Here is a 21,369-nt window from a genome sequence, read left to right as displayed (position 1 = left end):
ATGGGAATCCCGCAAAACCACAACACTGTTGTTCGTTCCCTTCTGTGTCTTATGACGCTTTTGGTGCTCTGTGTACAAGCGGTGTATGCCGGTAAAACCCACGAGAACAATGTGGTCAAGGTCAATGTGCTCACGGTTGATAAAAAGGGCAATATAGGCAGTGGTCACGGTACCGGTTTTGTTATCAATGATGATGGTTATATTGTTACCAACTGGCATGTTGTGACGGGTGCCGTATCAATTTTTGTTCTCAGGGATGGTCAGCGAATCGATGCATTGCAGGGTTTTGATGTCAGCAACAAATTTAAGGGCGCCAATGTTGAAAAAGACCCGTGGACGTCCCGGGATCTGGATTTGGCCATATTGAAAGTCAAGCCGGAGTACTGGTCACAATTGAACTTGACTCCAGTCACGCTTACCAGCCAACGCCCGACACAAGGCAGTATTGTTTCCGCTCAGGGCTATCCCGGCATTGCCGAGGCCACGGCTGTGAGGTCTGTGGATATCACCGCATTTTCTACGTTTTCTTCAGGCACACTGGCTCGTGTGATTGAAGATGGTAAATGGTCTGGTGGTGGGCAAACATTGGTGCAATTACTTCACACCGCACCAACCTCTGGTGGTAACAGTGGTGGACCGGTGTTTGACGAATGCGGCAGGGTGGTGGGTGTTCACAGTGCTTCTCCGACTGAGAGGACTACTCTGACAGACAAACAGGGCAAGCAGCATGTAACGGGTTATGTTTCCAATGCGGCTTATGGCATTGCCTCGGATATTTCCGAGTTGATTGGTGTGCTGAACAGCAAAGGCATTAAATATTTTCTGGATGACAGTGTTTGTCACTCGAAACAGGATTTATACGAAGAAGAGAATAAAAAACTTTCCAGAATTCTGCAGTTTGCGCTTTATTTTGGCGGTGCCGCTCTGGTGGTTATTGGTTTGATGCTGGTTTATCTGTTGCGCAACCCTGCGGCTCGCCAGAAAGTGAGTCATGCTGTTGAAACCTATTCACGTTCCATTCGTTCTTCGCGCTCCAGTGCGGCGAATCCACCTCAGGATGCTCGGGTACCGGTCGCGCCGTCAAGCTCAAAAGGCAGTCTGATTCTCGATGGTTACGGGCCGGACAGACAGCGATACCGGTTGGTGATCAGCTCCGATGATCTGTACCGCGGAGAGGTGGTTGTTGGTCGCGAACCGGATAACCGGAACTACGCGATTAATGACGACAGCGTTTCGCGTCGGCATTGTGCGTTCTACGCTCAGGGTAATAATTTATTTGTTCGGGAGATTAACTCGACCAATGGCACTTTCGTTGACGGCAGACAGCTTGCCGCTGGGGAGAGTGTTTCGTTGCGTAATGGTGCCGATATAAAGCTGGGGGGCGTCACCTTCAGGGTTATTGCAGGTTGACCGAAAGCCCTATATTTGTAATGGAGAATACAAAATGACACACAGAAAATTGATCAGTATGGTGGTTTCCCTTGCCCTGGTTTTAGGTGGGTGTGCGGCAATGACCGAAGAGCAGAAAGCTGCACTTGGCAAGGTTGTCGGCGCGGTTGGTGGTGGTGTAGTTGCCGAGAAACTCACCGATCATATCGACAATGATGCAGTACGCGCTGCAGCGATTCTGGCCGGTGCCGCTGCGGGTGCCTATATTGGTGACCAGTTTGCCAAAGCCCTGAGTAAACGGGATCAGGAAAAACTGTTTGTTGCCCAGCAGCAGGCTGCTGGTTCCGGCAAGCCAGTGACATTTTCTGGTGAGGATGGTGTGACAGGCCGTGTCAGCGTTGTGAATGACAAACCAGTTGAAACGGAGCAAAAAACCGTCCAGGTAAAAGTACTCAAGGACAAAGTAGAGCAGACTCCGCCACTCAATCTTGTTGGCGCGGCGTATAGCCCTAAAAGCGTCATTAATGTGCGCAGTGGCCCCGGAACCGACTACAAACCTGTTGCCAAACTCGCCGCTGGGGAATCTGTTCAGGTGATTGGTGAAGCGTTGCCAGATAAAAAATGGTACCTGATTTCACAGCTGCCTGATGGCACTGCCGGTGGCTACGTATACAGTTCGTTGATGTCGCCATCCAGTGAGCCTGTCAACTACGTTCAAACATCCGCTGAATCTGTTTCCGAGGTAAATGTACAGGCCAACGGTGTTTGCAAAACCGTCAGACAGGAAGTCACTACGGCAGATGGTACTATCGCTGAAGATATCCGGGTTTGTCAGCAAGGTAATGGTACCTGGAAACTAGCTTAAGCCTGTTTGCGGTTACCGCCGGAAAAGTAGTTATGAGAGTATCATTCAAAAACTGTTTTCAGAACAAAGCTAAAAGCCTTGCTGTCGTTGCATTGACGGTGTTTTTTTATTGTCAGGCAACGGTGGCGAATGAACGTCTGCTGATGTCTCATGCCGGAATGGAGGCCTACCTTGATACGCTTGATTGCCGTTCTGGGTATCAGGCGAAACTAATTATTAAGTCTCCTACGGCGGGTGTTTTTGATGGTGAACGAATCGAATTACAACGATTAATCGGACAGGTGAGAGCTGTTGTCAGTATTGAGTGCCCGATGATAAAAAGAATGACCGCAAAAGGGATGGTAAATAACCAACTCTATTTTGCCGGTGCAACAGATAAAAGCTGGGGCTGGCGAATTGTTGGCCTGTATGCCGCGCCTCCCGGTCGATAGCCGAGAATGGATAGTTAGAAACAATGGACAATCATCAGCCTTCAAACCCGCATTCAGATCAACCAGCATCCCAGGCTTTGCCGCCGGGCTATGAGCTTGACGAATACGTGGTTGAGAAAGAGATTGGTGCTGGTGGTTTTGGAGTTACCTACAAGGCTTATGACAAGCAGCTTGACCGTTATGTGGCGATCAAGGAGTACTTCCCCTTCAACCTGGCAACGCGCGACCACACCATGCATGTCGCGCCTAAAACCCGTGTTGCTCAGGATGTTGATGAGTACACGTGGGGTTTAAGCCGTTTTATACAGGAAGCGCGGACTCTCGCGTTGTTTGAGCACCCCAGCATCATTCGGGTGATTCGTTACATAGAGCGCAACAGCACTGCCTACATCATTATGGATTTTGCCGATGGTCGCGATGTCTCGGAAGTCCTGCAAAAGGATGGCCTGCTGACAGTTGAAGAACTCAAAGCCATTGTTTTGCCCATTGCTGAAGGTCTGGCTTCGGTACATTCTGCCGACATGCTCCACCGGGATATCAAGCCCGGCAATATTCGGGTAAGAGATAATGGTACTGCTGTTCTGATTGATTTTGGCGCAGCCCGGCAAGCCATTGGTGTTCGGTCACAGTCTATTTCCACTATCTTGACACCCGGCTATGCGCCTATTGAGCAGTATTCCACGCGCGGCAATCAGGGTCCATGGACAGATCTCTATGCGCTGGCAGCAGTGGGATACGTCTGTCTTACGGGGGAGAACCTGTCTCACTACGAAGCGACGGAGAGAATCAGAAATGATCAGTTGCCAAAATTGGCTGATCGCATCAAAGAGGGTGACAGGATTTTTCTTGAGGCTCTCGATTGGGCATTAAGCCCGGAGGAAACCGACAGGCCGCAAACTGTTCAGGAATGGCTGGATGCAATTAAAAACGGTGTGATTCCGAAAGGAAATACCTCGCATAATGTAACGGATGCCACCGTAAAGCTGGGTAACCCCGCTAGCGAGCCATCCCGACCTCAACATAAAAAACAGCGTGATAAAAACGCCCAAAACAACGCAAGCAGAAAGCCCTTTAACTGGGGCATTGCCGTTGTTGTATTTGGACTGATTGCCGGTGGCGCTCTGTTTTTTATGGCGTCAGGTATTGATAAACCCGAGGTAGATAGCCGGGTTGTTATGAATGATTCAAAGCCAGCGGGTGACAAAGAGACAGTGACGCCTGTGGTAGCCGCCGCACCAGCTGAAGCTCCAAGGCCCGTAGCGAGGGTGGTGGAGGAACCACCAAAGATACCTCAGCCAGCGCCCAAGCCTAAAAATTATGCTCAGGATGACGCCGATTTTGAGACCGCTTCGAAAATAAATACCCCCGAAGCGTTTGAGCTTTATCTGCGACTGCACCCGGATGGTCGGCATCGCAGCAAAATAACGCGTGCACGACGCTAATAGTTAGTCCATTTTTAGGAGAAAAACATGTCAAACAATGATGGAAATGATGGTGGATTTTTTAACAACCCCACTCGCAGAGTCGGGGGTGGTGCAGACGCTACAATAAAAAAGGGAGCCGCTGATACACCAACGGTTGCAGCGACCCCTGCTGTGTCAGAACCTGCTCCAACATCGACCGGTTCGGCAATGGATATCAATCCACAGACTCGTCGAGTGAGGCCAGGAAGCTCCTCTGATGAAGTGACAGCCGCCTCTGTATCAAAGGGCTTTGGTTATCATCCCGAGTTTGTTGTCGGTTGGCTGGTTGTTGTTGAAGGGCCTGGCAGAGGCATGAGCAAGCCTTTGGGCTACGGTATGAACCCGGTTGGTCGTGAAGAAGAAACCGGGGTGCAACTCAATTTTGGTGATGAAGAAATCTCCCGAAAGGCGCACTGCCAAATCGCCTACGACCATAAAAACAAAAAGTTTTATATACAGCATGGCGGTGGGCAAAACCTCACCTATCTCGGAAATGAACCGGTACTGTCATCTAGTGAGCTACACAAAGATGCGACCATTTCAATTGGCAATACAACACTTAAATTTGTGCAATTGTGTGGTGATGATTTTGATTGGGAACAGCAGGCATAAATTGAGGGCTTCACACAATGGAGCTTGATATACATGGCGATGCTATACAGGGTTCGCGTGATTACCAGGAAGACTATTTTGAGATCTGCGCCGAAGCAGTGGAGAATCCCGGTGGTTGTCTGGTGGTATTGTGCGACGGTATGGGAGGGCACAGCGGTGGAGCGTTGGCGAGTCAGTCAGCAACTACGGCTTTTATTAATAACTTTCTGGCTGCGGAAGGCTTGTCGCCAGAGCAGGCTCTAAGCGAGTCATTAACCGCAGCCCATCACTCAATTAAGTGCCAGGTTGCCGATAGTGGTGCTCCTGCCGATATGGGTACAACGTTGGTAGCGGTGTATGTTTCAGGTAGTGACGTTCATTGGGTTAGCGTGGGTGATTCTCATCTGTATCTTTACCGAAAAGGTGAAATTGAAAAGCTTAATCAAGACCACTCCATGGCTTCTGTGCTGGATGAGCTGGCAGAAATAGGCCGCATCAGTGACGACGAAGCAAAATCTGACCCGCAACGAAATGCCTTGCGAAGTTGCCTGTCTGTGGATGAAATCAGTTTGGTTGATTTACAGGTATCCGAAGGTTTATTAACCGCCGGTGATAAATTGATACTGGCAAGCGATGGTCTTGATACGCTTGATCAAACAGACGTTGCCAAAGTGGTTGCCAAACTTAAAAAGAAGCCCGCCAGGGTTATTGCTGCAAAGCTATTGGAGGCTGTTCAGAAGGCTAACAAACCGAATCAGGACAATACCACCGCGGTGGTGATTTCGGCCAAAAGCAAATCGTGGTTTAGCATGGGTACTTAATCAATAACTGCGAATAATCATCTGCTCACCGCGCTGGGTGAGTTCTAAGTCAGCAAGTACCGACATGCCCAATAGTATTTCGTCGTCTTTCATGCCGGGGTTTAATGCAGCACGAACATTGTTGAATACCAAATCGCCCAGCCGTAATTCCGAAATAGTCGTGCCATAAACTGTGACATTGCCGTTGGCTGTAATCGTAGTGTAGGGGCGGCCTTTGGATAAGTTGAGCTTATCTTTCAGATGGTAAGGCACCGACACCACCGTCGCGCCGGTATCCAATAGAAAAGTCACTTCATCGCCGTTAATTTTGCCATTCGCTACATAGTGGCCCCAACGGTTTTGCTGCAGCACCACCTCAACCCTGCCATCTGTCAAAGAGCTATTCACCGTACGGTTTGGGTTAATTTGAGCTTCTTCCAGGTCGGCAAAAAACAGCGTCAGTAAACCAAGGCCAATAATCCAGGCGATATACAGCATCGCCTTGCCGGTGCGCTGGGTGGTGTTCTGTTCGGGGGAGGAGTTTGTCATTATAGGCAGTATATTTGCAGGGGCTATATCTTCAAGAGTAAAGTGTGGTTCTGTTGGGTTTACCTTTAAAGCCTCTTTTTAAAAAGGAATTTATAAACGGGGCAGGGCGTTATTCTATATTTACCAAGATGCGACTCTGGGAATATATGTCAGCTTTTTCTCATAGGGTATAGTTTTCTATATGGATGACCGAATTCTAAAAAAATTGGTAGGTTGGCAGATCTATCATTCCTGAAGTAGGTAAGGTGATTTGAAAACACCTTACCAGTAATACCTGAAATCAGTAATAGATAAGTTACTTGAAGCGCTATTAGAAGGCCAAGACCATAGCGGTATTAATAAATCAGTGCGGACGGATAAAACGTTAGCTGTTAGATCTTAATCGAGCTCTTATGAATAAAATAAACCCAAAGAAATTACTCAATAGCAAGTGGACGGCAGTGTCTCCTACGAACAAAGAAAAGCATTTTATGGTGTCTGAAATCGAGTTTGATGAAGAGGGTGTCGTTATTTCATGCTGTATAGAAGCGGTTATGTCAAAACGGATTATGCCGATAAATTGGCGTGATTTAACCGATGATAATAATTGGGTTCATGGTTGGAGATAAAATGAAACCCTGCGGGAGTGCTTATGGTGAACCAGAAAAAAACGACCGATCAAGTACTGGCTGAACAACGCGAATACAATTCAACGCGCGCAAAGGGTTATCGGGAGCAGGCGTTAAAGTTATACCCTTGGATCTGTGGGCGGTGTGCGCGGGAGTTTGATCGTAAAAATGTATCTCAACTAACCGTTCATCACGTAGATCACAATCATGACAATAACCCCTCTGACGGGAGTAATTGGGAGCTATTGTGTATTTACTGCCATGACGAAGAGCACACAAAGTACGAAAATCTGGTGCGCTATGGCAGTACGGTGGACGAGGTATCAACGCCAGCAACTTACAACCCCTTTGCTGATCTGAAGGCGAGAATGAAAGATGCTTCGAAATAAACCGTTGTAAAAAGGTAATCAGACACTAAAGGCTCAGACCTTATTTCCCAAGTTAGAACCGGTTTTGGGGAGAGGTTTTTCCTTCCAAGCTGCTCAATTAGCGGAAACTATCGTTGGTAGATAGTCAATCGAGCTTGTGTTCATGAAGTGGAAGCGGATTAATTTGACGAAAATGCCGGATGGCAAATATAAACAAGCATTGGATCCGCGGGAAGGTGTTCCAGAGCAGTCATTTATAGTGGCCCTATTCTCCGATAGAATGGCGCGCTTTTCGGGCCCGAAAGGGTAATGTAACGAACAAGTACAAATTCAGGTACAAATAAGGGTTCTGGCGGTATGAGTGATAGCAGTTTTATCAATAAAATCAAGAAGCGACGCACATTCGCCATTATCTCGCACCCGGATGCGGGTAAAACCACCATCACTGAAAAACTGCTGTTGTTCGGTAATCTCATTCAGGTGGCCGGTACGGTTAAGGGCAAAAAAAGTGATCGCCATGCCACATCTGACTGGATGCAAATGGAGAAGGAGCGCGGTATTTCCGTCACGTCTTCGGTGATGCAGTTTCCCTATGCTGATTGCATTGTTAACTTGCTGGATACTCCAGGGCACGAGGACTTTTCGGAAGATACCTATCGTACATTGACGGCGGTGGATTCAGCGTTGATGGTGATTGATGGCGCTAAGGGTGTGGAAGATCGAACCATCAAGCTGATGGATGTGTGCCGCTTGCGGGATACACCGATTATTTCGTTTGTGAACAAAATGGATCGTGATATTCGTGACCCGATTGAATTACTGGATGAAATAGAAGAAGTATTGGGCATTGCCGCGGCGCCGATTAACTGGCCGTTGGGGATGGGTAAGGAGTTTAAGGGCGTTTACAACCTGTATACCGATACGATTCATGTGTTCAGTCAGGGGCAAGGGCATATCATTCCTGAAGACGTTCAAATCAAAGGGCTGGACTCTGATGAGGCGACCGAGTTACTTGGTGCCTATGCAGACGTTACTCGAGAAGAAATCGAGTTGGTGCGAGGTGCAACCAACGAGTTTGATCTGGAGATGATGCTGGCGGGCCAGCTGACGCCGGTGTTTTTTGGTACGGCATTGTCAAATTTTGGTGTTCGTGAAATGCTTGATCACTTTGTAAAGTGGGCACCTGCGCCGCTCTCACGGGAAACCAAAGGCCGTGTTGTTGAACCGGAGGAGCAGGCATTCTCAGGGTTTGTCTTTAAAATTCAGGCCAATATGGACCCCAAACACCGTGACCGTATCGCTTTTATGCGGGTGTGTTCAGGTAAGTACACAAAAGGAATGAAAATGAAGCATGTGCGGTTGGGCAAGGATGTTCGCATTGCCGATGCTGTGTCATTCAAGGCCGGTGAACGCGTCGCTGTTGATGAGGCAATCGCGGGGGACATTATCGGTTTGCACAATCATGGCACTATCCAGATTGGCGATGCTTTTACCGAGGGAGAGGATCTGAAATTTACGGGTATTCCCCATTTTGCGCCGGAGTTGTTCAGGCGTATTCGCCTGGCAGACCCACTTAGAACCAAGCAGTTACAAAAGGGTATTCAGCAGCTTTCCGAAGAGGGTAGTACCCAGGTGTTTTTCCCCCTGAACAACAACGATATCGTTGTTGGCGCGGTGGGCCAATTGCAGTTCGATGTGGTGGCTTACCGTCTTAAGGATGAATACGGTGTTGAGGCTATTTACGAACCGGTGAACGTTTATACTGCCCGCTGGATCGAGAGTAGCGATACCAAAAAAATTGAAGAGCTGAAACGCAAGGCGCCCGACGGTGTGGCAATCGACGGTGGCGGTCACTTGACCTATTTGGCTTCAACGAGGGTAAACTTGTCTCTCACTGAAGAGCGCTATCCCGAAATTGAGTTTACTGCTACTCGGGAGCACTGATCGATTAAGGCGGGACTATGAATCCACCTGTGCTGCAGCTGTGTGATGTGCCGGACTACCATCGGGCTTACAGAAGCCGTTTTAGTCGGTGGTTTGGTCGTACGGGGTTGCGTTTACTGGGGTGGCAGCCTGTAGGAAAAGTTCCCGCTGATCGCAAGTTGATCGTGGTGGCTGCGCCGCATACTTCCAATTGGGATTTTGTGGTGGGAATACTGGTGATTCTGGCGCTGGATATTCGTTGTTTCTGGATGGGTAAGCACTCTATTTTTCGAAGGCCCTTTGGCGGCTTTATGAAAGCGCTGGGCGGTATTCCTGTCTATCGTGACAACCCTGTCGGTGTGGCAGAACAAATGGCTGAACAGATTCGCAATAGCGATTCGAAATTGATTGCCATTACCCCCGAGGGAACTCGCAAACGTGTGGATAAATGGAAGACAGGTTTTTTACGCATTGCCAAAACGGCAAACTGCGGAGTGTTGCAGGTGTCGCTGGACTTTCAAAAAAAGCAATTGATGATGGGTGGGGTCTTTTGGCCCGGTGATGATTTAGAAGCAGACACCGCCCGAGTAAAGGAATATTACCGGCAGTTCAGTGCCAAACATCCGGAAAAATTCTAGTTGATCTCTAGGGTTTATGGCCTGCCCAAAACCGTCAGCACTTCATATTATGTCCGTAAACTGACAGACATCACTTAATTTCTATACTTGCAGTAGCAGCCTGGTTCTTATTATGGAGGAATCTGTTATGCATTTACCTCGACTCACCCATCTGGCGATACACGTCACTGATATTGATGCCTGTGTGGAATTTTACCAGCGTTATTGTGGTATGGAGATCTGTCATCAGCGCCAGTCAAACTCTCAACAAATTATCTGGATGGCCGAGCCCGGGCGAGAAAGTGATTTTATTTTTGTAGTGATGAGCGGTGGTTGCGATCTTCAGCTTTCGGGTAATGATTATCGTCATTTTGGTTTTGCTGTTGAGAGTAAAGCGGCGGTGGACAATTTGGCGGAACTTGCCCGGGAACGGGGTGATTTGGTTTGGGAACCCCGCGATGAACCTTATCCGGTAGGGTATTACTGCGGGTTGCGAGATCCGAATGGCAATTTTGTTGAGTTTAGTTATGGGCAACCGCTGGGCCCGGGAGCCAATGAACTGCCAAAGTGAAAACCTTGTAGAGCAAAAGAGTCTAAGTGGTTAAAAGCTTGCCGAAAATATTTGGCTGTAATACCTTGCCTGCATCTATTCTATTCATTTTTTAAAAGAGGCTATTACCGCCAATGAAAAATTCAGATAAAGCCGCCATGTCCAGCCCTATGTCTAGAGGGTTAATTACAGCTGCTGCGTTTGTGATTGTGGTTGCCGGTATCAAGCAGGCCGAAGCGATTCTGGTACCGTTTCTGCTGTCGGTGTTTATTGTATTGATATTTTCCCCCTTGCTGGCCTGGTTAAAGAAAAGGCGTGTGCCTTCGGGGCTGGCTATTGGCTTGATTATGTTTGTGATGGTGATTGTCGGCTGGTTGATAGGTATTTTACTCGGTGCCTCCATCCGAGACTTTAGCAATAACCTGCCGGAGTACCAGGCCCGGCTGACAGAGATCAGTCAGGGGCTGCTGATCTGGCTTGCCGAGTACGGCATTGAAATTGATCTCAGCCAGCTACAGGACAAGTTTGACCCCGGTGTTGCCTTGAAACTGGCAGGTAACACGTTGACGTCATTTGGCAACGTGATGACCAACGCCTTTCTGATTTTACTTACTGTGGTTTTTATTCTTGCCGAAGAAATGAGTTTTAGCGACAAGCTGCGTACAGCGCGAGGTTCTTCGACAGCCTCTGAAGGTGCGCTTAAAGGTTTCGCGCAAAGTGTTAATAGTTACTTGGCCTTGAAGTCTTCTCTTAGTCTGTTAACAGGTTTGCTGATTATGTTTTGGTTGTGGATTTTAGGTGTGGATTACCCCGTTATGTGGGGAACCATGGCTTTCCTGTTGAATTTTATTCCTACCGTGGGCTCTATCATTGCAGCAGTTCCTGCTGTGTTACTGGCGCTCATTCAATTGGGACCAAGTTATGCAGGTCTTACCGCCCTAGGTTATGTAGTGGTTAATGTTGGCGTTGGCAACATGCTGGAACCCAAGCTGATGGGCAATGGACTAAACCTGTCACCGTTAGTCGTGTTTCTCTCTTTGGTTTTCTGGGGTTGGGTGCTGGGGCCTGTCGGTATGTTTTTATCTATCCCCCTGACGATTATGGCGAAGCTGGCACTGGAGAACCAACCTGATACGCGCTGGATTGGTGTGATGTTGGGCTCAGGCAAAAAAATAGATGACGATGAGTAAAGGCATGTTTCCTGCCGAGTTGCAAAAGGCGCTCAAAGGTCTGTTGCCAACAGCGAGAATTAAACAGCAAAAACTGTCAATGGAAGCGCCGTTGGCACTTTGGCTGATTGATCCCGAAGGTTGGGATATACCGTTAACCGAAGCGGAAACCGATGCTATTTTTGAAACACCACCCTATTGGAGTTTTTGTTGGGGCAGCGGCAAGGCCCTGGCTGAATGGATATTGACTGAACCGCAATTGGTTGCTGGTAAAGTGGTGCTGGACTTTGGCAGTGGTTCCGGAGTAGTGGCTATTGCCGCGGCTCAGGCCGGAGCTGCTAAAGTCATCGCCTGTGATATCGACCCTACTGCACTGGCTGCAGTGCGTCATAATGCGGCACTTAATCATGTGCGGTTGGATTATCTGGATGATTTTTTTAATCTTCCGGAAAAAGTCGATGTACTTCTGGCCGCAGACGTTCTTTATGACCCTGAAAACATTCCATTACTCAAAGAGTTTCAAAAGAAAGCTCGGGAAGTTTTGGTGGCTGATTCACGAGTAAAAAATTTTTCTCAGCAGGGCTTTAAAAAAATCGGTGAAACTTATTCCGTCACTGAACCTGATCTTGGAGAAATTGAAGATGTGAAAACCGTTCGTTTTTATCGCGCCATTGGTAACGTTTCCTGAGCGTGCGATAGCAAAGCTTGCGTCAGGGTCAGGGTCAGGAAGAGCAACTAACACTCAACTCGCCCGACCAATCTGGCGGAACCCCCACTTGTTTTTCGGCGTCCGGCCCGAGATCCGAATATTCATCAAACAAATCGCTGATCAGTGTTAACCTGTGGCCCGTTTTACGGTAATCCTGTACATCTTCCACTTTGTGTGTAGCGGTTTCCGCCATGTCGTTTCGCAACACGAGCTTTGGGTTAACCTGTTTCTTTTTACAGGCGGGTTCGGTTGCTGGCCAACGGTCAAACCCTTGTTCATCGTTCAGATCAGGTCGAGTTGCAGATTGAGCTGATTGAACCCTTGTGGCCGTACCACGGTAGAAAATTTCTCGCCGAGCCAGGCACAGCCGTTATCAAACTGCATATCCGGAATTCTCATCACACCTGAGGATTGTGTGGTCAGCAAGTAATCTGCCTGCATCACGATAGCAAAAACCGCATACTAAAAAGCATAGTGTGCTTTGAAGTGCGATAAGAAACGTGTTGCAGCGCTATTCGGAAACCAGCCGGAATGCTACGGGTACGGTAAAGATCAAGGCATCGTCCGAGATGGCCTCTGGTACCCGATCAAAAGGTGCCGCTTTTTCCACGGCTTTCAGCGCCGCGTCGTTTAGTGATGTGTATTGAGATTCTTCAACCGCCTCGACGTTTTTCAGTGAGCCATCACGATTGAGTTCAAACTGTAACCGCACACTTCCCTGGTGATTGCGTCGTACAGCAGACTTTGGGTAACGCAGTAGCTTATAAACCTTTTGAATGGCGTTGGTGGTGTATTCTTGTTGAGCCAGTAACGATTCGACTGAAACTTCGGGTTCCGGTGGCTCCAGCTCTTCGACTTCAGGCTGTCCGACTGGCTTGCCTGCAGTCAGGCTGGCTTCTACCGGTAACGCTTTTTGTTCCGGTTGTTTTTCCTGCCCGGGCAAGCTGGATGTATCGGTATTTGAGGATGCGACAGCCTTTATGGTCCCATCTGACGGCGGTCCTGATAATCTGGGCTCGGGGAGCTCGAACGCTATGGTCGTTTCCTCCGGCTTGCTCTCCGGCTCCGGTGGTTGTGCCCAGGCAGCAATAGCAGCAATGCGAGTATCTGAGGGAATGGTGGCTTCGAGTCTCTGAAGCAGTTCCGGTTTCGGCGCTGTGTTGCCGAGGATGTTATCTCTGAATTCCGAGCTGGGTGGTACCGGGCCAAGCCAGGCTCTTAAAAACAGTATAAACAGAGTTTTGCTGTGGCCTTGCGAAAAGCGGGTCTGATTGATCGTGAATGAAGTGCCTGACTGTGGCTCGAAACTGAGGCTGACAATATCGCCTGGCTGGAGTCGGCCCTGAATGGCCCCAAACAGGTCGGCGACATTGGAGGCTTCAGCCTGGAATGCTTCACGACTGTTGTTGATGGCGATACTCTGCATCCACTGATTGACGATTGCGCGCCTGGACATGGACTTCGTTAATCGCATATCCATGCGCATTTCCTGGTTGCTGTTTAAGATGGACTCAGCTGAGTTGCTGGGTTCCGCCAAATACAGTGCGCCGAGGAATATCTCCGAACCAAAATCCTGGTAGGAAGATACGCCGTTTAATTTAGCAGCAGAACAACAAATACTTACAGCACCGAGTATCAGGCACACGGTGACGCTTTGAAAAGTTTTCATTTCCTAATCCCTGGTCCAGCCATTATCTAATTATCTTTCGAGATCCGATCCATTTTTTATGGGTCTCGCTAGCAGGACAACACGCATTCTATATGGATGCCTGGCAATTCTCTACTTTGGTTTTAATTGCTTCAAGTTCAATCTGGTCATTTTGGTGATGTCTGTCACGTTGATGCTGTGACGGTTGTTGAGTTAATGGCAAGAAGTTCGTTCAGGCAACATCGAATAGCTGACAGGTGCCGGATTATTCATGTTAACTAGCGCAATCGGTTTTTGGGTGATACTGAATGAAAGCAGAATATAAAACAGACCTTGCCCTCTATGAGCTGGAAGATAAGATTGCCAGTCTGCACTTCTTTAAAGAAGTTGGCCGTAATGATCGCCAACAACTCAGAATGCTGGTTGGGCAATCACGCCTGGTTCATGCAGGGCCTGGAGAAGTACTTCTGAAGGCGGGTGATCGGGACAGTTGGCTCTACTTTCTGATGCGAGGAGAATTAATGGTTTGCGCACCAGGTCGTATGCAAAGGCTGGGGCGGTTAATTGCCGGTGAAGTATTTGGCGATATCAGCGTTATTACGGGTTGTCCACGCAAAACCGACATTCTGGTGCCGCCAAATGGTCGGGAAGTTGTTGTATTGGCGCTGGACTTTCGGCTGTTATCTGATTTGCAAAATCATACCTCTGTCAGTCTTGCCACCAAACTGATTGTCTACCGCCAGATTGTGCATATGTTGCGTTGGCGCAGTGATCTTTACCGAATCAAGTTTCCCCGTCATGACCTGGTTAAAAAACCGTATAGGATGGTACAGATCAATTCGGGCATCAGTGCTCAGGACGAGCTTGTTGAGCTGGGCTCGCATGCCCGGTATCTCGCAAAACGCCTGCAGTATTTGAATGAGCAGTTGGGTGCTGTAGACAGTGGTGCCGTGGAGAAGACTACGCAAAAAAGCGCATTATGACGTGTTCTTGATGAGTGCCAGTTTTAAAGCCTGTTTTGGATAAACTGTGCTATCCGATTGGTATTTGTGTGTCAGAGTGGCCCGTGTAGAATGAGGTGTCGGCGAGATAAGGTACAGTTGGTGAAAAATGGCATCTGCAGCGGTTAATGGGCAGTTTCTTTCATGGTATTAGCGCGGTTTCTAAAGCCAGTCATGCCCGCGTTACCGGAATATCTTCGCCAATGCTTTTTCCCGAGGCCGCAGATTGACACAGATGCCAGATGAACAGGCCAATCGTGCCGGTAATCGCCTGTCGGACCGGTTTTCGGAGCTGGCAAGTACAACGCGCTATCACTATCTGACACTGGCGAATAGTCTCCAGCAAAAAATATCCGGTCGTGATAGACCCTTGTTACTCGGTGTTTCCGGCGCCCAGGGAACGGGTAAGACAACGTTGTGCGCGTTTTTGAGTCAGCATCTGGAGAATCGCTTTGCTTTGCGGTCAGTAGTGTTGTCGTTGGATGATTTTTATCTGACAAAAAGCGAGCGCCAACAATTGGCGCAACGTATTCACCCACTGCTCGCCACGCGAGGTGTTCCCGGTACTCATGATTTAAAACTGCTTAACGACGTTTTGCATCGCCTGCTTTTCTGTAGTGCTGAAGAGCGTGTTGTTGTGCCTGCATTTGATAAGCTGGCGGATGATCGACTGCCTGAGGCTGAGTGGCGAAACTGCTGTGGCAAGCCTGATCTGGTGATCCTTGAAGGCTGGTGTGTGGGTGCCGAATCGGAAAGTCGCACAGATCTGTTACAGCCCGTGAATTCACTTGAAATGGAAAAGGACCCTGACGGCAGTTGGCGGCAATGGGTCAATCAGCAATTAGAAGGTGGCTACCAAACATTATTTCAGCGCCTGGATGGTCTGGTTTTCTTGCAAGTGCCTGGCTTAATGCAGGCAGATAAGCGGTTGCCGAATATGGAGCAAATTGTGCAATGGCGCCTTGAGCAGGAAGAACAGTTAATCAAGACAGCGCGTCAGCCAGGCATGCCACTCTCGGCAATCAGACGTTTTGTGATGTACTATGAGCGTATTACCCGCACCATGCAGCAGCGATTGCCGGGTAGTGCTGATGTAGTGTTGACTTTAAATAGGCGGCATGAGGTGATTGCCATTCATGGCAGTGTTTGGTTTAACGCATGAAGCAGGTTTTCAGGATTGTTTATTATGCAGGGTTATTGCTGGCGCTGTGGGGTGCGGTGACTGCTCTGTTGACTGATATGGCGGTGGTTTGGGTTGGCGTGTTGCTTACCAGTTTTCCACCGTTGTTGAACGTTGTATGGTGTTTTGATAATGGTGATTCACCTTCACGGAAAGCGAGATTTCCCAAACTTTCATTATTTGTCTTGACGGGACTGGCGTGGGTGCTGCTGACTTTGGATGACAGGTCAGCCGCTTTATGGCTGGCGCTTGGTTGCCTCGGCGGATTTTTATTAAACAGTTACTGGGCTGTCAATCAGAACAGTCAGGAAGAGAGGTTGCGATGAGATTTGTCACTATGAGCGCGGGGCAGCTGGGAGCTGTTGTTGACGATACCCTTGTTGATTTGCCCGCAGCGGCGCAACAGCTCGGACAGCCGATAGTTGCGGATATGATGGCATTGATCGCCTCTGCTGCTACTGACCAGCAATGGCGGTTGGCACTGGATGCTGTGGCAAAAGGTATTGCCTGTTCTGCTTATAGCGACAGTGCTATTCGAGCGCCCTTGCAGCCTGTTCGAAACATTATCTGTATTGGTAAAAATTACCTCGAGCATATTACGGAAGTAGCCGACAAAATGCGCCTGCCCGACGATATTCCCGAGCACCCGATTGTTTTTACCAAGGCCACTACTGCTATTAATCATCCGGGGGCGGAAATCCCCTCTCATCCTGAACACACCTCAAAGCTGGACTACGAGGGTGAGTTGGCGCTGGTGATTGGCAAGGGGGGGCGAGATATAGCGCCAGAGAACGCCTGGGATCATGTCTTTGGTTATTCTGCGCTTAATGATGTTTCTGCCCGCGATTTACAATTGGCACACAGTCAGTGGTTTATAGGCAAGAGCCTCGATGGATTCGCCCCTTTCGGGCCGGCAATTGTGCCGTTGTGCGCCATGCCGGAACCCGCTGATATTCAGGTGCAAACCCGGGTGAATGGTGAACTCCGCCAGGATGGGCGCTTTAACCAGCTGATTTTTGATGTGCCAACGTTAATCAGTACTGTTTCGGCAGGCATCACATTGCTGCCGGGCGATATTATTGCCACAGGCACCCCGTCCGGGGTTGGCATTGGTTTCACTCCGTCAAAATATCTGCGTCCGGGCGACGAAGTAGTGGTGGATGTTACCGGTGTGGGCAGTTTGAGAAATACAGTGAGTTAATTAACAATAAAACTGCAGGTCACTGGAATGACTGAGAATATTTTTCTTGATAAGTCCAACTATGTGCGCATTCCTGTTTCGCAACTAAAGGAAGGCATGTTTGTTGCGGAGCTGGATCGGCCTTGGCTTGAAACACCGTTTTTGTTGCAGGGCTTTGTGATTCACAAACAGGCAGAAATTCGCAAGTTGCAGGAGCTTTGTTCCCATGTTTATGTAGAAAAGGCTGGCAGCTCCTGGGGTGGTAAGAGAAACCCCTTTCAGCATTCTTTTGGTACAACCAAGCGCGCATCCCACGGCCAGGATAGCAGTGGTTTGCGGGTGAATGCCAACAAAACGGACAAGAGCCGGTCACTGGTGTCGAGTATTGCCAGCCGCACCGAGCACAAAGTCAATGTCAGAGTGGCAGAAGAGCATTCCTTCGCCCGCACCACTTACAAGCATGCTAAACAAACAACGGTAGAGATTCTGGAGCAGGCGCGTCTGGGTAATGCGCTTGATACCGGTTCGGCGAAGCAGGTGGTAAACGGGTGTGTCGAGAGTATTCTCAGAAATCCGAATGCCCTGATGTGGATGGCAAAAATTAAACACGCGGACGACTATACGCTTGAGCACTGTCTCAATGTTTGTGTGCTGGCCATTTCATTTGGTCGACACTTGCGTATGGATGAAACCAGGCTGGAGCGATTGGGGCTTTGTGGCCTGATGCACGATGTTGGCAAGATGCAGGTTCCGGATGCAATTCTCAATAAACCGGCTGAGTTGACTGACGCAGAATTTAAGGTCATGCAGAGCCACACGACTCGTGGCAGGGATTTGCTATTGAAGGAAAAAGATGCCCTGGCTTATACAGTTGATGCGGCAATGAATCACCACGAAAGGATTGACGGCAAGGGTTATCCGCGAGGCTTGTTTGCCAATGAACTATCGGACTACGCCAGAATTGTATCGATTGTTGATGCTTTTGACGCCATGACCAGCGAGCGCTGTTACAGCAAGGCAAAATCCACCCTCGATGCATTGAAAGAAATCTATCGCGGCCGGGGGGCACACTTTGACGATGATCTGGCACTTGAGTTTATCCAGTTAATTGGTCCATACCCGCCCGGAACCATTGTTGAATTGAAAAACGGTTACATCGGCATCGTGCTGTCGTCAAAGGTTAAAAAGCGCCATATGCCATTTGTTAAGATTGTGCTGGACCAGCAGAAGCAGCCCCAGGAGCCGGAAGTGGTGGATCTGCTGGATGTGGAGCGAGGTTCGCTGGGCAAGGAATTCCTGATTGCCAGAGTATTGAAAGATGGTGATTACGATGTATTTCTCGAAAACTATCCGGTGCAAAGCACATTGCAAAGTCTGGCTTCATCGGCCCCTGTTGATGACCGCGATGTGAAAGATTCGGGGAGCACTGATTGATCCATCAAGGCCAGTAGCGAGGAGTTACTGATCAGAATATTTGATCCCAATGATACTGTAGCAAAGGTTTCCTTCCGGGGTTTGTATCATGGCTTCATCGTCCAGTTTTTTTCCCAGAACGGCACGTGCAATTGGTGAATCGACGCTGATCATGTTGCGTTTCAGATCAAATTCGTCAGCGCCGACAATGCGGTAACAGCGGGTTTCACCTTTTTCATTTTCCAGCGTCACCCAGGCGCCAAAAAATACTTTATCCTGTTCTGCCGGGCTGCGGTCGACAATAGTCAGCTCGTCCAGTCGTTTCGCCAGATAACGAACACGGCGATCAATCTCCCTCAGGCGGCGTTTACCGTAAATATAATCGCCATTTTCTGAGCGGTCCCCGTTTTTGGCCGCCTCTGAAACGGTTGCTGTGACAGCCGGGCGTTCCACTTTCCAGAGCTGCTGTAGTTCTTTCTGGAGTGCCTGGGCACCTTCGGGAGTGATATAAGGTGCGCTTTTCGGTTGGGGTGGCCGGTATCTACTCATTTTTCGCAGGGTCGCGGTGGGTTGTGCTGTTGAATGGCATCAAGGTTGTCTATGGTAACAGGGGCTGGTGCGTCGCCTATCGAGAAACCGAACACTTTTGAGTAGAAATACAGCTCGGCATTAAACGTTCGACAAATTGTTTCGGCGCGTCTAAAGCCATGCCCTTCACCGGGGAACGGTAAGTAGGCGACGGCAAGTTTTTTGCTGCGCAGAGACTGAACCATTGAGACGGCTTGTTCCGGTGGAACAACCTTGTCTTCCAGCCCCTGAAAAAATATCACCGGGCAGCTCAACTGGTCGGTAAAGTGAATGGGGGAACGCTGCTGGTAAATGGCTTTTGTTTCGGGGTATGGGCCAATCAGCTGGTCAAGATAACGAGATTCGAATTTGTGGGTGTCGGTCGCCAATGTTTCCAGGTCACCAATGCCGTAGAGACATGCACCCGCTTTAAAGGTATCGGTGAAGGTCAGTGCGGCCAGCACCGTGTAGCCCCCGGCACTGCTGCCACGAATTGCTACTCTGTGGGGATCGGCCAACCCCTGTGCAATGATGTGCCGGGTACCGGCAACGACATCTTCTATATCGGCTATGCCCCAGGCGCCATTGAGTTGTTGGCGATACTCCCGTCCGTAGCCGGTACTGCCGCGATAATTCACATCAAGCACAGCAAAGCCGCGGCTGGTCCAGAATTGTATTTTTAAATTGAGCGCCGTCGAGGTTGCGCCGGTCGGTCCACCATGGCACATCACGATCAATGGCGGCTTTTCCCCTTCAGGCACGCAGTAGTCGGGATGGGTTGCCGGATAATAAAAGCCGTGGGCGCGGGAAAGGCAATCCGTACCGGTGGCAAAGTCTATCGCCTGCGGCTGGCTTAAACAGGCTGATTCAAAAGGCAGTGGTTCCGGGCGCTGCTCGGTTTGCAAGCTGCGTTGATTCAGGTCGCAACTGGCCAGCTCCGCTTCAATGTTATTGGCCGCACCGATGAACCAGGCTTTTTGGCCTGCGCAGTGAATGGCAGCAATTTGAGTGTACGGACTGTCGATGTTTGTCAAACAGCCATTGGCCACAATCGCCAGTTGCCATTCTCCTCTCTGGCTGTAGCAGCATACAATGGAGCTGTCGTCACAAAAGCCATAGGTGGACATTCCCAGAACCCAGAGCGGTGTGGCAAATTCGGCATCAAGTGTGCAGACGGGTGCTGTCTTACCGTTTGCGTCTATGCGGTAGATATTCCACCAATTACTGATATCCGAGACGAAATGGAGCTCGCCATGGGGAGACCATTCCGGCTGGAATATGGATTGAGGCTGCTCTCCGGCAATCAGTGTTGAATGGGCGAGTGTGCCGTCGGGTTGTATGTCGGCCAGATACAGTTGCGAGCTGTCCCACGGCATATTGGGGTGGTCCCAGCTAACCCAGCAGAGTTGGTGTCCATCAGGACTGATTCTGGGGTAGGCATAGAAATCATTTCCATAAACCAGCTTTTCAATTGTGTTTGTGCCGGATGAGTCCGTCAGGGGAATGGCGGCGATAAAATTCTCGGGTTCATGTTGAGAGCTTTGGTGAACTTCACAGACGCAGATCAAACGATGCCGGTTTTCGTCATAACAAAAATCTGCAAAGCGGTATTCGCTGCCGTTTTCTTCCGGTGCAGGCGTGACAGGTTGTGGAATGGCATGGTCGGATCGAGTGTCCAGCCGGTAAATTCTCTGATCATCCTGCAAGCAAAAATATAGCGTATCGCCCACGATGATGTAGGGGGTTCCTCCATATTCGTGAACCTGCGACCGCACACTCAAGGGTGCAGGTACGATGTCGCGGGTGCGGTTGTTTTGATCTTTTTCTACGACTACTGTGCGACCGTTTTCCCAAGGACGGGATTCCAGCCAGTAGAGTTTGTTGTTGCGGGCTAGAGGATAATCAAATGTTGGTCGGGCGGCGGTCATCAGCTCAGGGGTAATTGGCGAACGCCAGCTGCCACAGGTCCGCTGTTTTGCTAAAGACTGATTCAAGGTTATCCTCCGGCCAGTTTGACTTTGTGGCCCAGTTTTTCTAGCTCTGCTTTGATTTTTTCTCGATGATCGCCCTGAATTTCCACAACACCGTTTTTGATTGAGCCGCCAGTACCGCAGAGCTGCTTTAGCTGTTTGGCGAGTTGCTTGACAGATTTTTCATCCAGAGTTAATCCGGAAATGGTAGTAACACCTTTGCCTTTTCGTCCGCTCACTTCGCGTCGAATTCGCACGATCCCGTCCCCGGCAATGTCTGACATGCGTTCTTCTTTTGTCTTAACAGTTGATGGTTTGATTCGGCCCTGATCGGTTGAATAAACCAGCCGTGAACTTTTGGTCATGCGAAGTAGCCTC

At 49.3% G+C, this 21,369-nt stretch carries 25 protein-coding genes; 18 read left to right on the top strand and 7 right to left on the bottom strand.

The window, feature by feature from the left end; all coding sequences use genetic code 11:
• The 6 genes from H7A02_09440 to H7A02_09415 are packed head-to-tail and all read left to right on the top strand — an operon-like array spanning window position 1 to window position 5,560.
• Window positions 1-1,410 (top strand): trypsin-like peptidase domain-containing protein, encoded by a 1,410-nt coding sequence (locus H7A02_09440; protein MCP5172476.1) that lies wholly within the window; start codon window positions 1-3, stop codon window positions 1,408-1,410.
• A gap of 34 nt (window positions 1,411-1,444) precedes the next feature.
• On the top strand, window positions 1,445-2,254 hold the full coding sequence (locus H7A02_09435) for an SH3 domain-containing protein (GenBank protein MCP5172475.1): 810 nt from the start codon (window positions 1,445-1,447) through the stop codon (window positions 2,252-2,254).
• A 32-nt stretch (window positions 2,255-2,286) separates the two neighbouring features.
• Window positions 2,287-2,685 (top strand): hypothetical protein, encoded by a 399-nt coding sequence (locus tag H7A02_09430; GenBank protein MCP5172474.1) that lies wholly within the window; start codon window positions 2,287-2,289, stop codon window positions 2,683-2,685.
• A gap of 23 nt (window positions 2,686-2,708) precedes the next feature.
• Window positions 2,709-4,127, top strand: coding sequence for a serine/threonine protein kinase (locus H7A02_09425; protein MCP5172473.1), 1,419 nt, complete (start codon window positions 2,709-2,711; stop codon window positions 4,125-4,127).
• Between the two features lie 27 nt (window positions 4,128-4,154).
• Window positions 4,155-4,760, top strand: coding sequence for an FHA domain-containing protein (locus tag H7A02_09420; GenBank protein ID MCP5172472.1), 606 nt, complete (start codon window positions 4,155-4,157; stop codon window positions 4,758-4,760).
• Between the two features lie 17 nt (window positions 4,761-4,777).
• A complete protein-coding gene (locus H7A02_09415; protein ID MCP5172471.1) occupies window positions 4,778-5,560 on the top strand; it encodes a serine/threonine-protein phosphatase in 783 nt (260 codons plus the stop codon).
• On the opposite strand, the gene H7A02_09410 is transcribed toward H7A02_09415, so the two are convergent.
• A complete protein-coding gene (locus H7A02_09410; protein ID MCP5172470.1) occupies window positions 5,561-6,088 on the bottom strand; it encodes a TIGR02281 family clan AA aspartic protease in 528 nt (175 codons plus the stop codon).
• Window positions 6,089-6,480: 392 nt separating this feature from the next.
• Here H7A02_09410 and H7A02_09405 point away from each other — a divergent pair, with 392 nt between their 5' ends.
• The 7 genes from H7A02_09405 to H7A02_09375 all read left to right on the top strand — a co-directional run bounded on the left by H7A02_09405 (window position 6,481) and on the right by H7A02_09375 (window position 12,011).
• A complete protein-coding gene (locus H7A02_09405) occupies window positions 6,481-6,696 on the top strand; it encodes a TIGR02450 family Trp-rich protein (protein MCP5172469.1) in 216 nt (71 codons plus the stop codon).
• A gap of 23 nt (window positions 6,697-6,719) precedes the next feature.
• Window positions 6,720-7,085, top strand: coding sequence for an HNH nuclease family protein (locus H7A02_09400; GenBank protein MCP5172468.1), 366 nt, complete (start codon window positions 6,720-6,722; stop codon window positions 7,083-7,085).
• Between the two features lie 336 nt (window positions 7,086-7,421).
• Window positions 7,422-9,008 carry a peptide chain release factor 3 gene (locus H7A02_09395; protein MCP5172467.1) on the top strand — a complete coding sequence of 529 codons (1,587 nt, stop codon included), beginning with the start codon at window positions 7,422-7,424 and terminating at the stop codon, window positions 9,006-9,008.
• A 17-nt stretch (window positions 9,009-9,025) separates the two neighbouring features.
• Window positions 9,026-9,625 (top strand): 1-acyl-sn-glycerol-3-phosphate acyltransferase, encoded by a 600-nt coding sequence (locus tag H7A02_09390; GenBank protein ID MCP5172466.1) that lies wholly within the window; start codon window positions 9,026-9,028, stop codon window positions 9,623-9,625.
• Between the two features lie 127 nt (window positions 9,626-9,752).
• The gene (locus H7A02_09385) at window positions 9,753-10,175 is read left to right on the top strand and encodes a VOC family protein (GenBank protein ID MCP5172465.1); all 423 of its coding nucleotides are present in this window, start codon (window positions 9,753-9,755) and stop codon (window positions 10,173-10,175) included.
• Between the two features lie 149 nt (window positions 10,176-10,324).
• Window positions 10,325-11,344 (top strand): AI-2E family transporter, encoded by a 1,020-nt coding sequence (locus H7A02_09380; GenBank protein ID MCP5172464.1) that lies wholly within the window; start codon window positions 10,325-10,327, stop codon window positions 11,342-11,344.
• Between the two features lie 4 nt (window positions 11,345-11,348).
• Window positions 11,349-12,011: a methyltransferase gene (locus H7A02_09375; GenBank protein MCP5172463.1), complete on the top strand. Its 663-nt coding sequence runs from the start codon at window positions 11,349-11,351 to the stop codon at window positions 12,009-12,011.
• Between the two features lie 34 nt (window positions 12,012-12,045).
• Here H7A02_09375 and H7A02_09370 read toward each other — a convergent pair whose 3' ends face one another.
• From H7A02_09370 to H7A02_09360, 3 genes are all read right to left on the bottom strand, one after another.
• The gene (locus H7A02_09370; protein MCP5172462.1) at window positions 12,046-12,240 is read right to left on the bottom strand and encodes a hypothetical protein; all 195 of its coding nucleotides are present in this window, start codon (window positions 12,238-12,240) and stop codon (window positions 12,046-12,048) included.
• Window positions 12,241-12,314: 74 nt separating this feature from the next.
• Window positions 12,315-12,476 (bottom strand): hypothetical protein, encoded by a 162-nt coding sequence (locus H7A02_09365; GenBank protein MCP5172461.1) that lies wholly within the window; start codon window positions 12,474-12,476, stop codon window positions 12,315-12,317.
• A 67-nt stretch (window positions 12,477-12,543) separates the two neighbouring features.
• A complete protein-coding gene (locus H7A02_09360; GenBank protein MCP5172460.1) occupies window positions 12,544-13,701 on the bottom strand; it encodes a TonB family protein in 1,158 nt (385 codons plus the stop codon).
• Between the two features lie 287 nt (window positions 13,702-13,988).
• On the opposite strand from H7A02_09360, the gene H7A02_09355 reads away from it, so the two are divergent.
• From H7A02_09355 to H7A02_09335, 5 genes are all read left to right on the top strand, one after another.
• Window positions 13,989-14,663 (top strand): cyclic nucleotide-binding domain-containing protein, encoded by a 675-nt coding sequence (locus tag H7A02_09355; GenBank protein ID MCP5172459.1) that lies wholly within the window; start codon window positions 13,989-13,991, stop codon window positions 14,661-14,663.
• 253 nt (window positions 14,664-14,916) lie between these two features.
• Entirely contained in the window at window positions 14,917-15,843 is a 927-nt protein-coding gene (locus tag H7A02_09350; GenBank protein MCP5172458.1) for a hypothetical protein, read from the top strand.
• On the top strand, window positions 15,840-16,187 hold the full coding sequence (locus H7A02_09345) for a hypothetical protein (GenBank protein ID MCP5172457.1): 348 nt from the start codon (window positions 15,840-15,842) through the stop codon (window positions 16,185-16,187). The genes H7A02_09350 and H7A02_09345 overlap by 4 nt, the downstream gene beginning before the upstream one ends.
• Window positions 16,184-17,062, top strand: coding sequence for a fumarylacetoacetate hydrolase family protein (locus tag H7A02_09340; GenBank protein MCP5172456.1), 879 nt, complete (start codon window positions 16,184-16,186; stop codon window positions 17,060-17,062). The genes H7A02_09345 and H7A02_09340 overlap by 4 nt, the downstream gene beginning before the upstream one ends.
• Window positions 17,063-17,089: 27 nt before the next feature.
• The gene (locus H7A02_09335; protein ID MCP5172455.1) at window positions 17,090-18,475 is read left to right on the top strand and encodes an HD-GYP domain-containing protein; all 1,386 of its coding nucleotides are present in this window, start codon (window positions 17,090-17,092) and stop codon (window positions 18,473-18,475) included.
• 24 nt (window positions 18,476-18,499) lie between these two features.
• Here the strand turns inward: H7A02_09335 and greB are convergent, their stop codons facing one another.
• The 3 genes from greB to yciH all read right to left on the bottom strand — a co-directional run bounded on the left by greB (window position 18,500) and on the right by yciH (window position 21,356).
• A complete protein-coding gene (greB, locus tag H7A02_09330) occupies window positions 18,500-19,003 on the bottom strand; it encodes a transcription elongation factor GreB (GenBank protein ID MCP5172454.1) in 504 nt (167 codons plus the stop codon).
• Window positions 19,000-20,949 (bottom strand): S9 family peptidase, encoded by a 1,950-nt coding sequence (locus tag H7A02_09325; GenBank protein MCP5172453.1) that lies wholly within the window; start codon window positions 20,947-20,949, stop codon window positions 19,000-19,002. The genes greB and H7A02_09325 overlap by 4 nt, the downstream gene beginning before the upstream one ends.
• 68 nt (window positions 20,950-21,017) lie before the next feature.
• Window positions 21,018-21,356 carry a stress response translation initiation inhibitor YciH gene (gene yciH, locus H7A02_09320; GenBank protein MCP5172452.1) on the bottom strand — a complete coding sequence of 113 codons (339 nt, stop codon included), beginning with the start codon at window positions 21,354-21,356 and terminating at the stop codon, window positions 21,018-21,020.
• Window positions 21,357-21,369: the final 13 nt, after the last annotated feature.

This window comes from Pseudomonadales bacterium, assembly GCA_024234435.1.
GTDB lineage: Bacteria > Pseudomonadota > Gammaproteobacteria > Pseudomonadales > Porticoccaceae > JACKOF01.
This window is presented reverse-complemented; position numbering and strand designations above follow the sequence as displayed.